Source organism: Parazoarcus sp. PS-13 R2A (assembly GCF_057621855.1).
Window position 1 is genome coordinate 123,452 of sequence record NZ_JBYEXN010000005.1, and the last position, 14,448, is coordinate 137,899.

Consider the following 14,448-nt stretch of genomic DNA (forward strand, 5'->3'; position numbering starts at 1 on the left):
CTCCAGGCGTGCGGAAAGACGGGAAACGCGTCAGCGCCCCTTCCACACCGGTTTACGTTTCTCGAGGAAGGCGCGTACGCCCTCGTTACGGTCATCGGTGCCGGCGAGCACCACGAAGTTGCGACGTTCCAGCACCATGCCGGCCGCAAGCGGCGTCTCGAACGACTGCAGCACTGCGTCCTTGGCCAGCCTGACCGCCAGTGGCGCCTTGCCGGCGATCCTGCGTGCCAGTTCGTGGGCACGCGCAAGGCAGGCATCGTCGGCCGTCACCTCGGCCACGAGTCCGGCTGCAAGCGCTTCGCGGGCGGAGATGAACTCGCCTGCGAGCACCATCTTCATCGCCAGCGACTTGCCCACCGCATGGGTCAGACGCTGGGTACCGCCCGCCCCCGGGATGATGCCGAGGTTGATCTCGGGTTGTCCGAACTGTGCGGATTCACCGGCAATGATGATGTCGGCGTGCATCACCAGTTCGCAGCCGCCACCCAGTGCGTAGCCGCAGACCGCGCCGACCACCGGCTTGGGAAAGCGGCCAATCGCTGCGAACAACTGCGGACGCTCTTCGAGCAGGACGGCCTGCATGTCCTTTGAAGCCATCTCGGCGAGATCGGCGCCTGCGGCAAAAACCTTGTCGCCACCGGTCAGTACGACGCAGCGCACCGCATCGTCACCCGCCGCCTGTTGCAGCAGTGCGACGATCCCGCGCAGTAGCGGGGTGGACAAGGCATTGCGCGCATCGGGCCGGTAGAGCCGGATCTCGAGCACGCCAGCCTCCGGACCGGCGACCAGGAGGCCTTCGGGTGACGGGTATGTGGGCTCGCTCATGTCGATCTCAGTCCGGAATCACAGCGGTGACTTCGATCTCGACCTTGGCTTCGTCTTCCACCAGATCCGCAACCTGAATCGCGCTCATCGCCGGGAAGTTCTTGCCCATCACTTCACGATAGACACCACCGATTTCCTTCAGGCGGGCGACGTATTCCTTCTTGTCGACCAGGTACCAGGTCATGCGCACGATGTGCTCGGGGCCGCCGCCGGCGGCACGCACCACGTCGACCGAATTCCTGAGCGCCATGTAGATCTGCTGAATCAGGTCGTCGCTCTCGAACTTGCATTCGGCATTCCAGCCGATCTGGCCACCGACATAAATCTGGCGACCACGGGCTTCGATACCGTTGGAGTAGCCGCGGGGCTTTGCCCAGCCTTCCGGTTGAAGAACCTTGTTCATGATTGTTTCTCCATAAATCTCTGAATGGCCTGACGTACGTCGTCGGGCCAGGGGATTGCCTTGTGGGTGTCGAGCGAGGTCGCAACCAGCACCTGCCGGGCCCGCATGCGCGCGGTGTCGGCGCCGGTCACCACGTGATGCAGTACAAGTGAGGTGTTGCCCAGCTTTTCGACCGTCAGATGAAAATCCAGCAGCTCACCAAACCTGGATGGCTGCACGAACTCGGTATCGAGCCGGAACGTGGGCGTACCGATCCTGCGTGCGCTCACCAGCTCGGTCCAGGGCTTGCCCAGATGTGCCCACCAGTCCTCGACCACGCCGTTCAGCATGCGGAAGTAGTTGGGAAAGAACACGATTCCTGCCGGGTCGCAATCCGAGAACCGCACCTGCCGTCGGGCGATGAACTCGACCGCTTCCGCATCCTGCACATCAAGGCTTTCGCTTGTTTTCAAGTCGGTCTCCCCCTGTTCGTTGTGGCCAGCAGCCTGGCGATCAGTTGCTGAACGCAGCGATGCCGGTGATGGCACGGCCGAGGATCAGCGCATGCACGTCGTGCGTACCTTCATAGGTGTTCACCACTTCCAGGTTCACCAGGTGGCGCGCCACGCAGAACTCGTCCGAGATGCCGTTGCCACCAAGCATGTCGCGCGCCATGCGGGCGATGTCCAGCGACTTGCCGCAGCTGTTGCGCTTGATGATCGAGGTGATCTCGACCGCCGCGTTGCCTTCATCCTTCAGGTGTCCGACACGCAGGCAGCTCTGCAGACCGAGCGTGATCTCGGTGAGCATGTCGGCGAGCTTCTTCTGCACCAGCTGGTTGGCCGCGAGCGGGCGACCGAACTGCTTGCGGTCCATCGTGTATTGACGCGCGGTTTCGTAACAGGCTTCGGCCGCACCGAGTGCGCCCCAGGCGATGCCGTAGCGGGCCGAGTTCAGGCAGGTGAACGGGCCTTTGAGGCCGCGCACCGTGGGGAAGGCGTTTTCTTCCGGGCAGAACACTTCGTCCATGACGATCTCGCCGGTGATCGAGGCACGCAGGCCGACCTTGCCGTGGATCGCAGGGGCCGACAGCCCTTTCCAGCCCTTCTCCAGCACGAAGCCGCGGATCTGGCCTTCGTCGTCCTTGGCCCACACCACGAACACGTCCGCGATCGGGCTGTTGGTGATCCACATCTTGCTGCCCGACAGGCTGTAGCCGCCGTCGACCTTGCGCGCACGGGTCACCATGCTGCCGGGGTCCGAGCCGTGGTTGGGCTCGGTCAGGCCGAAGCAGCCCACCCATTCGCCGGTGGCGAGCTTGGGCAGATACTTCTTCTTCGTGGCTTCGTTGCCGAATTCGTTGATCGGCACCATCACCAGCGAGCTCTGCACGCTCATCATCGAGCGGTAGCCGGAATCCACACGCTCGACTTCACGCGCGATCAGGCCGTAGCACACGTAGTTCATGCCGGCGCCACCGTACTCTTCCGGGATGGTCGGCCCGAGCAGGCCAAGTTCGCCCATCTCGTTGAAGATCTCGCGGTCGGTCTTCTCATGGCGGAAGGCTTCCTGCACGCGCGGCAGCAGCTTTTCCTGGCAGTAGGCGCGCGCAGCGTCGCGCACCAGACGTTCGGTTTCGGTCAGCTGGCCGTCCAGAAGGAAGGGATCGGCCCAGTCAAAGTGGATCTTGCTCATGTTGTTTCGGCTCCCGTGGGCTTGGGGTGGCAATTCAGAAATCGGTTATTTGAGTAGTTCGCGGGCGACAATCAGCTTCTGCACTTCGGTCGCCCCTTCGTAAATGCGCAAGGCACGAATCTCGCGGTAGAGCGACTCGACCTTGACGCCCACGCGTACGCCCTGCCCGCCATGCATCTGCACCGCTGCGTCGATCACGCGCTGGGCATTCTCGGTGGCAGTCATCTTTGCCATCGCGGCTTCCCGCGTCGTTGGCAGCTTCTGTACGTCACGGCGCCATGCGGCACGGGCGGTCAGCAGCGCGGCCGCTTCGATGTCGGTCGCCATTTCACCGAGCCTGGCCTGCGTAAGCTGGAAGTCCGCCAGGGTGTGGCCGAACATCGGTCGCGCTTTGGCATGGCTCAACCCTTCGTCTAGGGCGCGGCGGGCAAAGCCGAGGGCTGCAGCCGCGACCGAAGCGCGGAAGATGTCGAGCGTACGCATCGCCACCTTGAAGCCTTCGCCCGGGGCGCCAAGGCGATTGGCCACCGGCACCTTCATGTCGGTAAATCGCAGCCGTGCCAGCGGATGCGGTGCGATCACCTCCATGCGCTCGGCCACTTCGAAGCCAGGCATGTCGGGATAGACGACGAAGGCCGAGATGCCGCGCGTGCCCGGTGCTTCTCCGGTGCGCGCAAACACGCAATACACATCGGCGATGCCACCGTTGGAGATCCAGGTCTTTTCGCCGTTGAGAACGTAGTGATCACCGTCGAGGCGGGCCTCGCAGGCCATTGCGCCCACGTCCGAACCGGCGTCCGGCTCAGTCAGCGCGAAGGCCGAAATCCATTCACCACTGGCCACCTTCGGCAACACGTGTTGCTTGAGCGCTTCGCTGCCCGACAAGGTGATGGCGCCGGTACCCAGCCCCTGCATGGCAAAGGCGAAGTCGGCAAGGCCATCGTGGTAGGCGAGCGTTTCGCGTGCGATGCACAGCGAGCGTGAATCGAGTTCATCGAGGGCGCCGCCGTAAGCCGCAGGCACCGCGTAGCGCAGGAAGCCGGCTTTGCCGAGGGCTGCCACCAGTTTGCGGCAGGCATTGTCGGTGTCGTGATGGTCGATTTCGGGCATCGCATGCGATGCCCAGTCGAAGATCGCATCGGAGAGCTGGCGATGTTCGGGCCCGTAAAACGGCAGGTCGAGTATTGAGCGGTCCATGTGCCTGACGCTCAGTTGCCTTCGAACTTCGGCTTCTGCTTCGAAGCAAAGGCCTCGAACGCGCGCCGGAAGTCGCCGGTCATCATGCAGATGGCCTGGGCCTGGGCTTCGGATTCGATCATTTCCTCGATGCCCATCGCCCATTCCTGGTTGATCATGGTCTTGGTGACGGTGTGCGCGAACCACGGCCCGTCAGCAAGGTTGCGGGCGATTTTCTGTGCCTCGGCAGGCAGATCGGCGGACGGGTGCAGTGCGCTGAAGAAGCCCCACGACAAGCCTTCATCTGCGCTCATCGCACGGCCGGTCATCAGCAGTTCGGTGGCGCGCCCCTGGCCGATCATGCGCGGCAGCAGGCCGCAGGCGCCCATGTCGGCGCCGGCGAGGCCGACGCGGGTGAAGAGGTAGGCCGTCTTCGTTTCCGGGGTGCCGAGGCGGAAGTCGGCTGCAAGGGCGAGCATGGCACCGGCACCGGCGCAGATGCCGTCGATGGCGGCGACGATCTGTTGCGGCGCACGGCGCATGGCTTTGACGAGATCGCCGGTCATGCGGGTGAACTCGAGCAGTTCGGGCATGCTCATCTTGGTCAGCGGTTCGATGATCTCGAACACATCGCCACCGGAGCAGAAGTTGTTTCCGGCGCCCTGGATGACCACCGTGCGAACGTCGCTGGCGTAGCTCAGGTCGCGGAAGAGGTTGCGCAGTTCGGCGTAGGAGTCGAAGGTAAGCGGGTTCTTTTTGTCGGGGCGGTTCAGGGTAATCGTCGCTACCCGCCCGTCGTCGGAACATTCCCACTTGAAGTGGCGTGCCGGATAGTCCTTGAACGGACGCTTGTGGTCATTCATCGAAAGTTCTGCCATGGCCTCTCTCCGTTTCTCTCAGTCGGTGCAGGTCAAACCTGCTGCCTGTACGCGTTGTTTGCTACTGCTTATTTCGTTTACTGCTGCAGGTGCCTGCGGTTCCGGTGAGCGCACCGTGTGTTTGCTCCGCGGCTGCGGAACTCGCTGCGCTACGCTTACTCGGACAGTCCTCGCCGCTGCACAAACACACAGCGCACTCGCCTTGTTCCGTGCTTCAGTGTCGCGTATTCATCCGTTCGCTCTCAGCCGGCCATGACTTCGCCGCCGGCGACCGGGATCGACTGGCCGTGAATCGCCTCCGACCCGGGCAGACACAGCCAGCCAACCGTCCGTGCAACATCTTCGGGCTGCACCAGCCGCCCTTGAGGATTGCTCGCGGCCAGCGTGGTCTTGGCTTCGTCGCTGCTGCGACCGGTCTTAGCCACGATGTTGTCCACCGCACCGCCCAGCAGCGGGGTGTCGGTATAGCCGGGGCACACCGCATTCACGGTAATGCCCTGCTTCGCCACTTCCAGCGCCAGTGAGCGGGTAAAGCCAATCACGCCGTGCTTGGCCGCCGAGTAGGCGGACACATACGCATAGCCGACCAGGCCGGCCGTGCTGGCGATATTGACGATCCTTCCCCAGCGCGCAGCCTGCATGCCAGCCAGCACGGCCTGAGTGCAGTTGAAGGTGCCGGTAAGGTTCACCGTCAGCATCTCGTTCCACAGTTCGGGCGACGTCTTGCCTGCGGGGGCGCTCTTCGCCGCGCCTGCGTTATTCACCAGAATCGAAATGGCACCGCGCTCCGCGGCCGCAGAAGCAAACGCCGCAGCAATGCCGGCATGATCGGTGATGTCTGCCGCCACAGCGCCATGCCCCTGCCCTGCGAGCTTCGCCCGAGCGGCTTCAAGCGGCTCGGCACGGCGGCCAACAAGTGTCAGCGTCGCACCCAGTCGCGCCAGCTCCTGCGCGATGGCCTCACCAATCCCGCTGCCCGCACCGGTCACCACTGCGTGGCGTCCGGACAAGGGCAAGGTTGAACTGCTGCTGGTGTCAAAAGTAATGCTCATCACGCCCTCAATCGGTCTGTCTTTTTCCGCTACCGCCGGACCTCAACTCCTGCACCTCTGATTCGGGAGTGGGGTGGAGGCATTTGTGGAGAGGGCGAGGACTGTCCGAGCGCAGCGAGTTCCGCAGCCCTCGGAGCAAATACCTCTGCCCCACTCCCTTGGCACGAAGACCGGATCCAAAGAATCAAACCAGATCCTGTTTCACTTTCCCGGCGCAGCGTAACTGCGCTTGAGGTTGTTCTCGTACTGCGAACGACCCGAAATGTACTGCTTCGGCCACGCCACATCCTTGAACTCGATCTTCGCTGCCTCGTGCAGCGTCCACGCCGGATCGGCGAGGTGAGGACGGGCTACTGCGCAAAGGTCTGCACGCCCGGCTGCGAGAATGCTGTTGGCGTGGTCTGCCTCGAAGATCGCGCCCACAGCGATGGTCGGGATACCGACCTCGTTGCGAATGCGGTCCGCAAACGGCGTCTGGAACATGCGCCCGAACACCGGCTTTTCACCCTTCCACACCTGACCGGAAGAGCAGTCGATGATGTCCGCACCCGCAGCCTTGAACAGACGCGCAATCTCCACAGCATCTTCATCCGTGTTGCCGCCCGGGAACCAGTCGTGGCAGGACAGACGCACCGACATCGGCTTGTCCGACGGCCACACGGCACGCATGGCCATGAACACCTCGAGCGGATAGCGGGCGCGGTTCTCGATGCTGCCGCCATAGTCGTCCTTGCGCTGGTTGGTCAGCGGCGACAGGAAGCTCGACATCAGATAGCCGTGTGCGCAGTGGAATTCGAGAATATCGAAGCCGGCCTCGGCAGCCATCCTGGTCGAGCGCACGAAGTCTGCTTTCACCCGCGCCATATCGTCACGATTCATCTCGCGCGGCACCTGCGAATGCGGCAGGTAAGGCAGCGGCGAAGCCGAAATCAGCTCCCATGCACCAGACTCGAGCGGCTGGTCGATGCCCTCCCACGCAACCCTGGTTGCGCCCTTGCGCCCGGCATGACCGAGCTGAATGCCCATCTTTGCTGACGAGTTCGAATGCACGAAATCGACGATGCGCTTCCATGCATTCACGTGTTCCGGCTTGTACATGCCGGCACATCCCGGGGTGATGCGTGCATCGGGCGAGACGCAGCTCATCTCGGTGTAGAGCAGGCCGGTGCCGCCAAGGGCGCGCGCACCGAAGTGCACCAGGTGGAAATCACCGGCCACCCCGTCGTCGGCCGAATACATCGCCATTGGCGACATGATCATGCGGTTGGGCACGGTCAGGCCACGCAACTTGAACGGCGTAAACATCGGCGGGGGCGGAGCCTTGTCGGCGGCAATCGTCACTCCGGCCTTGCCGGCAAACCAGCGCTCATAGCCCTCAAGCCATGCGGCATCGCGAAGACGGAGGTTTTCGTGCGAAATACGTTGCGACCGGGTGAGCATCGAATACATGAACTGCTCGGGTTCGAGCGTATCGCAATAGCGCTCGCCGCAAACCTCGAACCACGCCATCGCGTTCCATGCGGCATTCTGCAGACGCAGAACATCGACGTTGCGCACCTCCTGGTAACGCGCCAGCACCTCGGGGATCTGCTCCGGCGTATCGCCCGTTTCCTTGAAAAGGCGGGTAAGTTCGATCGCATCCTCCAGCGCGAGCTTGGTACCGGAGCCGATCGCGAAGTGGGCGGTGTGCACCGCGTCACCCATCAGCACCACATGGCTGTTGCCATTGTTGTGATGCCACTTCTCGCAATTGACGCGCTGGAAGTTGAGCCAGGCCGAGCCGCGCAGGTGGCGCGCATTGGTCATCAGCGGGAAGCCGTCGAGGTGCTTCTCGAACAGTTTCTCGCAGAACGCGATTGACGCGTCCTGATCGGCCTTGTCAAGACCGTGCGCAAGCCAGACATGCTCCGGACACTCGACGATGAAGGTCGTGGTGTTGTCGTCGAACTTGTAGACGTGGGCCTGGAACCAGCCGTGTTCGGTCTTCTCGAAAATGAAGTTGAAGGCGTCAAAGAGCTTGTTCGTGCCCAGCCAGATGAAACGATTCGGGCGGGTGACGATGTCGGGCTTGAACACTTCCGCGTAACGGTTGCGAATCCGTGAGTTGATGCCGTCCGAGGCAATGATCAGGTCGGCGTCGGGGTACTCGAGATCGGACTCCACGTCCTTCTCGAACACCAGCTCAACACCCATCTGCTCGCAACGCTCCTGCAGGATGTTCAGCATCATCTTGCGCCCGATGCCAACGAAGCCGTGGCCGCCGCTGCGGATAGTGTGGTCTTTGAAATGCAGCTCGATGTCGTCCCAGTGGTTGAACGCCACCTGGATCGCATCGGCCGTCACCGGATCCCACTCGCGCATGTTGTCCATGGTGGCATCGGAGAAGACCACGCCCCAGCCGAAGGTGTCGTAGGGCTTGTTGCGCTCTACGACCGTGATCTGATGTGCCGGATTCAGCTTCTTCATCAGGATCGCAAAATACAGGCCTGCGGGGCCTCCGCCGATACACACGATGCGCATGCTATTGCTCCTTCTGGATTGAGCCGCCCGGCCCCCCACTTGGGGGAGCGATCCGGAACGGATGGGTTCTGGCCTGCTTGTTTAGTGAGCAATATTTCATATCTAAACTATCAAGTCAACAAGGGCTCCTCAGCCCCCTTCCATCATTCCTGCCCGACTACGAATCCGCCTCTTCGTCGATGGGGCCAGACGCCGGGTGCAGCGCAAGCAAATCTCTGAGCATCGAAATCAGCATCTCGGCATTCTCCTGCCCGAAGGGCTCGAGCAGACGTGCCTGATGATTGATGGCGCGCTTGCGCAAGGATTCGGTCAGCAGGTGACCTTTCGGGGTAATGCGAACCACGGTCTGGCGGCGGTCGGAGCGGACGCGGGTGCGATCGACGATGCCGTCGGCCTCCATGCGTTGGACGACCTTGCTCAAGGTCGGCTGCTTGGTCAGCGTCAGCTGACTGAGCACACCGATGCTCTCGCCTTCACTGCCTTCCAGACTGGCAAGCACCCGCCACTCGGTGACCGACAGACCTGCGGCCTCGACGTCGCGGTGAAACTCACGCGAAATCCGGCTGCTGGCCTGCGCGAGCAAGAAGGCGAGATAGTGATCGACAAAGCGTGTGTGATCCGGCTCGGACGCCGTCTCAGCATGCGGTTCGGGCGCTGTATCCGTCATGTCGTTAACATTTTTCCTGCCCAGATCCTGATCGGCAAAGAAAATCGCGCTTGCGATCTCCTCAACTTTGCTTATAAATTGTTTATAACTATACGTTAATCGCAGCACGAAACTCAGGCTGAGGTAATGATGACAGACAGCGCCACGTACCACCTGCACGCCACCTGCCAGCAAGCCTGGACTTCAGCGTGAGCCGCCAGCAACTCGCGCCCGGCGCGGAGATCCTTTCTGCTTTTCCGCTGTTCAGTTCGGACGATGCCGATGAGGCGCGGCAGAAAGTGGCAAACGTGTTCTGCCCGCACGATCTGCGGCCGGTGAACACGGATACCCGCTTCTCCTCGCGCCACAACCTCGTTCGCCTTGGCGAAACCGCGCTGAATTATCTGACCTATGGCACGGATGTCGACATTCTGCCCGGCTGCCTCGAAAGCTTCTACCTGGTGCAGGTTCCGGTTGCCAGCACGGCGCAGATCCGCTGCGGCAATCAGGAGGTGCTGTCCTCCCCGGCCACGGCCAGCATCCTCAATCCGCATGAGCCGACCCGGATGCGCTGGAAGCACGACAATCGCCAGCTCATGCTGTGGTTGCCGCGCGCGTCCCTCGAGCGTCGTCTGACCGAACACCTGGGCGACGAACCCCACGAGCCGCTGAGCTTTGACATCGGCCTGTCACAGACCGAAGGCCTGACGGCCAGCTGGTGCCGGATGCTGCGCGATCTCGCCGACAACATCGACCAGTGCGGTGCAGACTGGCTGAACTTTCGCCCCACGGTCGCGGCAATGGAGGACTGCCTCATCCGCGGCCTGCTGCAACTCCATCGTCACAACTACAGCGACCGCCTGCACCAGCCACAGCAGGCCGCCCTGCCCCGGCACGTGCAGCGCGCCATCGACTACATTCATGCCCACGTCGAGGATGCAATCACGGTGGGCGATATGGCCCGCGTTGCCTGTGTCAGCGTACGTGCACTGGAAGAAGGGTTCCGCAAGCACTGCGACAGTACGCCACTGGTGTACCTGCGCGACACCCGCCTCGACTGTGTCCGCAAGGCGCTGCTCAGTGCCGCACCGGGCAGCGACAAGGTTGCCGTGCTCGCGCATCGCTATGGCTTTGCCCACCTCGGGCGATTTTCGGCCTACTACAAGAACCGTTTCGGCGAATCACCCTCGCAGACCGCCGCCCGCTCGCGATACAACTGAGCAACTGAGTCGTGCCCCTGACGCACCGCCGTCAGATGTGCGTGTTCCGGACAGCGCGATTGCGCAAAGCGGATAAACAGCCATCACCATGAAATGAACACTGTGTCCCAAGGACGCCAGCGGCGGCGTTCTCCAACCGAGGACACAGCAGATGAATGGATTAAGTGGCAAGGTCGCCATCGTCACCGGTGGCGCCACGATGATCGGCGAGGCGGTGGCAAGAGACCTCATCGCACACGGCGCCCGGGTCGTGCTCGCCGACATCGATACACAGAAAGGCAAGGCTGCGGCCGATCGCCTCGGGCCAGCGGCCTGCTTCCAGCACACGGATGTCAGCCAGGACAGCGAGATCGCCCGCTGCGTGGACACCACCGTTGCCACGTTCGGCGGCATCGACTTTCTCGTCAATTGCGCCTGTACCTACGTCGATAACGGCGCCGCCTCGACCCGTGCCGAGTGGAACCAGGCGCTTGACGTGAATCTGGTTGGTGCCGCGATGATGCTGCAGGCCTGCCATCCCTACATGCTCAAGCGCGGGCGTGGCGCAGTGGTGAACTTTGCGTCGATCTCCGCCACCGCCGCGCAGTCGGGCCGCTGGCTCTACCCGGTGAGCAAGGCAGCGATGCAGCAATTCACCCGCTCGGCCGCCCTCGACCTTGCCCCGGATCACATCCGCGTCAATTCCGTCTCGCCGGGCTGGACCTGGTCCTCGATCATCGAAACCCTCTCCGCCGGCGACAAGGCCAAGGCCGATCAGGTTGCTGCCGATTACCACATGCTCGGGCGCCTCGGCATGCCGGACGAGGTCGCACAGGTGGTGAGCTTTCTGCTCTCCGACCACGCCAGCTTCGTGACCGGCGCCGACTACGCCTGCGACGGCGGCTACACCGCCCTCGGCCCCGAAGGCCGCGTACCGGCCATTACCCGACTGATGGACTGAGCGCCCGCGGGGACTCGGATTTACCGGGTCATTCGCACCAGCTCAGCCACGCACGCCACAGATACCCCCAAAGAGGAGACAACACCATGCAAATGGAAAACGAAACCATCACCCCGCGCACGGTTGCCATTGTTGGTGCTGGCCAGGCCGGGCTGCTGCTCGGCTGCGGCCTGCTCGACAAAGGCTACAGCGTCACCATCGTCACCAACCGCACGCCGGAAGACGTCTGGAGCGGCCGCGTGATGTCCTCGCAGTTCATCTTCGATCCGGCACTGCAGATCGAACGCGACCTTGGCCTCAACCAGTGGGAAGCCGACTGTCCACGCACCGAAGGCATTGGCTTCTCCATTCCCGCCCCCGATGGCAGCGGCACCCAGGCCCTCCACTGGCACGCCCGGCTCGATGCCTACGGCCAGTCGGTTGACCAGCGCGTGAAGATGCCGGGCTGGATGAAGGAGTTCGAGCGTCGTGGCGGGGAACTGCGCTACGACGATGTCGGTGTCGACCAACTGGAAACGCTCGCAGCCGAATACGAACTTGTGCTGCTTGCCGGCGGCAAGGGCGAGATCGTCAATCTGCTGGGGCGCGACGACAGCCGCTCCCCGGTGCGCCAGCCGATGCGGCAGCTCGCGCTGAGCTACGTCACCGGGATGAAGCGCACCGATTACTACGAATGCGTCAATTTCAACCTGATCCCGGGCGTCGGCGAATACTTCGTGTTTCCCGCCCTCACCACCGATGGCACCGACGGCACCAAGGCCTGCGACATCATGGTGTTTGAGGGTGTCCCGGGCGGCCCGATGGACTGCTGGGGCGATGCAAAGACGCCGGAACAACACCTCGAAACCAGCCTGAACATCCTGAAGACCTTCCTCCCGTGGGAGTACGAGCGCAGCCGCGACTGCCAGCTCACCGACGACAACGGCCGCATCGCCGGACGCATCACGCCGACCGTCCGCAACGCGGTGCTCACCCTGCCCTCGGGCCGCAAGGTGCTCGGGCTGGGCGATGCGGTGCTGGTGAACGACCCGATCACCGGACAAGGCTCGAACAACGCGACCAAGGCCGCCAAGCACTATCTCGACGCCATCCTCGCCCACGGCGCGTCGGCATTCGATGAAGCCTGGATGCGCCAGACCTTCGACGACCTCTACAACGGCTACGCCGAGAAGGTCGTGCGCTGGACCAACAGCCTGCTCTTCCCGCCGCCGGAACACATCATCAAGCTGCTCGGCGCCGCACAGGAACTACCCGCAGTCGCCTCGCGCATTGCCAACGGCTTCAATGACCCGCGCGACTATGCCAACTACTGGTTTGCGCCCGAAGACACCGACCGCCTGATCAATGCCGAAGCCCAGAAGCTGGCCGCCTGAGGACATCACGAACATGACCACATCCAAGAAGCTCCTGCGCCGCCTCCCGCTTGTCATTGCGCTCGGCTTGCCGCTCAGCGCGCTTGCCACACAGGGCACCTTTCCTCATGGCTACGGCGTCAAGGCCGAAGGCATGGGTGGCGTATCGATCGCCCTGCCGCAGGACGCCGTCGCCGGCGCCAACAACCCGGCCGGCATGGTGCTGGTGGGTGACCGCCTTGATGCCGGTGCAGCCCTGCTTAAGGTGGATAACGGTGCCAGTTTCGCCGGCACCGAGTACGACGGCAGCAAGGAGCGCAGCATCTATCTGATCCCTCAGCTCGGCTACAACCACATGTTCGGCACCAGCACCTCGCTCGGGGTATCGGTCGTCGGTAACGGGGTGGGCACGGACTACGGCCGCGACACCAACATCGGCGGGCTGCAGGGGACGCGCTCGGAGCTCAAGCAGATGGTCATCACCACCAGCCTCGCGCACCGTCTCAACGACGCTCATGCCATCGGCGTCGGTCTGGTGCTGGCACGCCAGGTGCTCGATATCCGCGGCCCGGCTGGTCTCGGCCTGCCTGAAGGCCGCGACGATTCCACCGGCACCGGCATCAAGCTGGGGTGGACCGGTCAGATCACCCCTGCCCTCACCCTCGGCGCCACCTACTCGAGCAAGGTGGACATCGGCCGGATGAGCGAATTCGACGGGCTGCTGGCCGGCGGCGGCGACCTCGACATCCCCGAAAACTATGGCTTCGGCATGGCTTATCGAGTCGGCGCTTTCACTGTTGCAGCGGACGTACTGCAGATCAACTGGAGCGGCGTTGGCTCCCTCGGCAACCCCGGCGTAACCACTGCGCCCGGCGAAGGCAAGACTGCCGGCTTTGGCTGGAAAGACCAGACCGTGTGGCGGATCGGCGTCGCCCATGCACTGAGCGACACGCTGACCCTGCGCGCCGGCTACAGCCATGGCACCCAGATCGTCGACAAGCGCGACACCTTCCTCGGCATCCTCGCCCCGGCAGCAAACCGCCGTCACTACACCCTTGGTGGAACCTGGGCGATGAGCAAGGAAATGGAACTGTCGTTCGCCTACGCCAAATCGCCCAAGGAGCGCGTGCGCGGCCAGGGGGCCGCACCCGACAGCCTGACCGAAGTGTACATGGGGCAGGACTGGCTCTCGTTCAGTATGGGCATGAAGTTCTAATGGAGGACACAATGATCGACTCACGAGAACTCCGCGACGCGCTGGGGCACTTCGCCACGGGTGTCACCATCGTCACCACGACCGACGCAGAAGGCCAGCCCGTCGGGGTCACGGTCAACAGCTTCGCATCGGTGTCACTCGATCCACCACTCGTGCTGTGGAACCTGGCAAAACGCTCGTTCAGCCTGCCCGCTTTTGCCCAGGCAGGTGGCTTCGCGATCCATGTGCTCGCCAGCAACCAACAGGCGCTGTCAGACCGCTTTGCGCGCGGCGCGGGCGACAAGTTCAACGGCGTCGACACGGCCCAGGGCATCGACGGCATTCCGCTGCTCCCGGGTTGCGCGGCCGTGTTCGAATGCAGCACCGAGCACCAGTACGACGGCGGCGATCATCTGATTTTCGTCGGGCGGGTGCGCAAGCTGCATGCAGACGATCGCGCACCGCTGCTGTTCTATCGCGGCCGCTATGCCGCGCCAGAGGAGGAGTCCCGCTCGTTTTCCGGTCTGATGCGGGCTGTTCGCACCGCAGCCGCCTGAGGCAGCGACG

Annotated in this window: 14 protein-coding genes; 5 read left to right on the top strand and 9 right to left on the bottom strand. The window is 63.2% G+C overall.

Annotated elements, in window-relative coordinates; all coding sequences use genetic code 11:
* Positions 1–30 precede the first annotated feature (30 nt).
* The 9 genes from AC22G6_RS07150 to AC22G6_RS07190 form a co-directional block, all read right to left on the bottom strand.
* Positions 31–825: an enoyl-CoA hydratase-related protein gene (locus tag AC22G6_RS07150; RefSeq protein ID WP_487366198.1), complete on the bottom strand. Its 795-nt coding sequence runs from the start codon at positions 823–825 to the stop codon at positions 31–33.
* Positions 826–832: 7 nt separating this feature from the next.
* Positions 833–1,228, bottom strand: coding sequence for a RidA family protein (locus AC22G6_RS07155; protein WP_487366199.1), 396 nt, complete (start codon positions 1,226–1,228; stop codon positions 833–835).
* A complete protein-coding gene (locus AC22G6_RS07160; RefSeq protein WP_487366200.1) occupies positions 1,225–1,680 on the bottom strand; it encodes an acyl-CoA thioesterase in 456 nt (151 codons plus the stop codon). The genes AC22G6_RS07155 and AC22G6_RS07160 overlap by 4 nt, the downstream gene beginning before the upstream one ends.
* Positions 1,681–1,720: 40 nt before the next feature.
* Positions 1,721–2,902, bottom strand: coding sequence for an acyl-CoA dehydrogenase (locus tag AC22G6_RS07165; RefSeq protein ID WP_487366201.1), 1,182 nt, complete (start codon positions 2,900–2,902; stop codon positions 1,721–1,723).
* 45 nt (positions 2,903–2,947) lie between these two features.
* Positions 2,948–4,099, bottom strand: coding sequence for an acyl-CoA dehydrogenase family protein (locus AC22G6_RS07170; protein WP_487366202.1), 1,152 nt, complete (start codon positions 4,097–4,099; stop codon positions 2,948–2,950).
* A gap of 11 nt (positions 4,100–4,110) precedes the next feature.
* On the bottom strand, positions 4,111–4,956 hold the full coding sequence (locus AC22G6_RS07175) for an enoyl-CoA hydratase family protein (RefSeq protein ID WP_487366203.1): 846 nt from the start codon (positions 4,954–4,956) through the stop codon (positions 4,111–4,113).
* Between the two features lie 242 nt (positions 4,957–5,198).
* Positions 5,199–6,008 carry an SDR family NAD(P)-dependent oxidoreductase gene (locus AC22G6_RS07180; RefSeq protein ID WP_487366204.1) on the bottom strand — a complete coding sequence of 270 codons (810 nt, stop codon included), beginning with the start codon at positions 6,006–6,008 and terminating at the stop codon, positions 5,199–5,201.
* Between the two features lie 201 nt (positions 6,009–6,209).
* Positions 6,210–8,528 (bottom strand): bifunctional salicylyl-CoA 5-hydroxylase/oxidoreductase, encoded by a 2,319-nt coding sequence (locus tag AC22G6_RS07185; protein WP_487366205.1) that lies wholly within the window; start codon positions 8,526–8,528, stop codon positions 6,210–6,212.
* Between the two features lie 157 nt (positions 8,529–8,685).
* Entirely contained in the window at positions 8,686–9,195 is a 510-nt protein-coding gene (locus AC22G6_RS07190) for a MarR family winged helix-turn-helix transcriptional regulator (protein WP_487366206.1), read from the bottom strand.
* A 188-nt stretch (positions 9,196–9,383) separates the two neighbouring features.
* On the opposite strand from AC22G6_RS07190, the gene AC22G6_RS07195 reads away from it, so the two are divergent.
* From AC22G6_RS07195 to AC22G6_RS07215, 5 genes are all read left to right on the top strand, one after another.
* On the top strand, positions 9,384–10,394 hold the full coding sequence (locus AC22G6_RS07195) for an AraC family transcriptional regulator (protein ID WP_487366207.1): 1,011 nt from the start codon (positions 9,384–9,386) through the stop codon (positions 10,392–10,394).
* Positions 10,395–10,545: 151 nt separating this feature from the next.
* Complete coding sequence (locus AC22G6_RS07200; protein WP_487366208.1) at positions 10,546–11,334, top strand: SDR family oxidoreductase; 789 nt, start codon at positions 10,546–10,548, stop codon at positions 11,332–11,334.
* Positions 11,335–11,420: 86 nt separating this feature from the next.
* Positions 11,421–12,707 (top strand): styrene monooxygenase/indole monooxygenase family protein, encoded by a 1,287-nt coding sequence (locus tag AC22G6_RS07205; protein WP_487366209.1) that lies wholly within the window; start codon positions 11,421–11,423, stop codon positions 12,705–12,707.
* 13 nt (positions 12,708–12,720) lie between these two features.
* Positions 12,721–13,902, top strand: a complete 1,182-nt coding sequence (locus AC22G6_RS07210) for an OmpP1/FadL family transporter (RefSeq protein WP_487366210.1) — start codon at positions 12,721–12,723, stop codon at positions 13,900–13,902.
* 11 nt (positions 13,903–13,913) lie between these two features.
* Complete coding sequence (locus tag AC22G6_RS07215) at positions 13,914–14,438, top strand: flavin reductase family protein (RefSeq protein WP_487366211.1); 525 nt, start codon at positions 13,914–13,916, stop codon at positions 14,436–14,438.
* Positions 14,439–14,448 lie beyond the last annotated feature (10 nt).

Excerpts from the sequence above, each read along its gene's own strand:
- AC22G6_RS07205 (WP_487366209.1), top strand. The coding sequence starts at position 11,421 with ATGCAAATGGAAAACGAAACCATCACCCCGCGCACGGTTGCCATTGTT.
- AC22G6_RS07170 (WP_487366202.1), bottom strand. The coding sequence starts at position 4,099 with ATGGACCGCTCAATACTCGACCTGCCGTTTTACGGGCCCGAACATCGC.
- AC22G6_RS07190 (WP_487366206.1), bottom strand. The coding sequence starts at position 9,195 with ATGACGGATACAGCGCCCGAACCGCATGCTGAGACGGCGTCCGAGCCG.
- AC22G6_RS07150 (WP_487366198.1), bottom strand. The coding sequence starts at position 825 with ATGAGCGAGCCCACATACCCGTCACCCGAAGGCCTCCTGGTCGCCGGT.
- AC22G6_RS07200 (WP_487366208.1), top strand. The coding sequence starts at position 10,546 with ATGAATGGATTAAGTGGCAAGGTCGCCATCGTCACCGGTGGCGCCACG.
- AC22G6_RS07215 (WP_487366211.1), top strand. The coding sequence starts at position 13,914 with ATGATCGACTCACGAGAACTCCGCGACGCGCTGGGGCACTTCGCCACG.
- AC22G6_RS07155 (WP_487366199.1), bottom strand. The coding sequence starts at position 1,228 with ATGAACAAGGTTCTTCAACCGGAAGGCTGGGCAAAGCCCCGCGGCTAC.
- AC22G6_RS07175 (WP_487366203.1), bottom strand. The coding sequence starts at position 4,956 with ATGGCAGAACTTTCGATGAATGACCACAAGCGTCCGTTCAAGGACTAT.
- AC22G6_RS07165 (WP_487366201.1), bottom strand. The coding sequence starts at position 2,902 with ATGAGCAAGATCCACTTTGACTGGGCCGATCCCTTCCTTCTGGACGGC.
- AC22G6_RS07185 (WP_487366205.1), bottom strand. The coding sequence starts at position 8,528 with ATGCGCATCGTGTGTATCGGCGGAGGCCCCGCAGGCCTGTATTTTGCG.
- AC22G6_RS07180 (WP_487366204.1), bottom strand. The coding sequence starts at position 6,008 with ATGAGCATTACTTTTGACACCAGCAGCAGTTCAACCTTGCCCTTGTCC.
- AC22G6_RS07210 (WP_487366210.1), top strand. The coding sequence starts at position 12,721 with ATGACCACATCCAAGAAGCTCCTGCGCCGCCTCCCGCTTGTCATTGCG.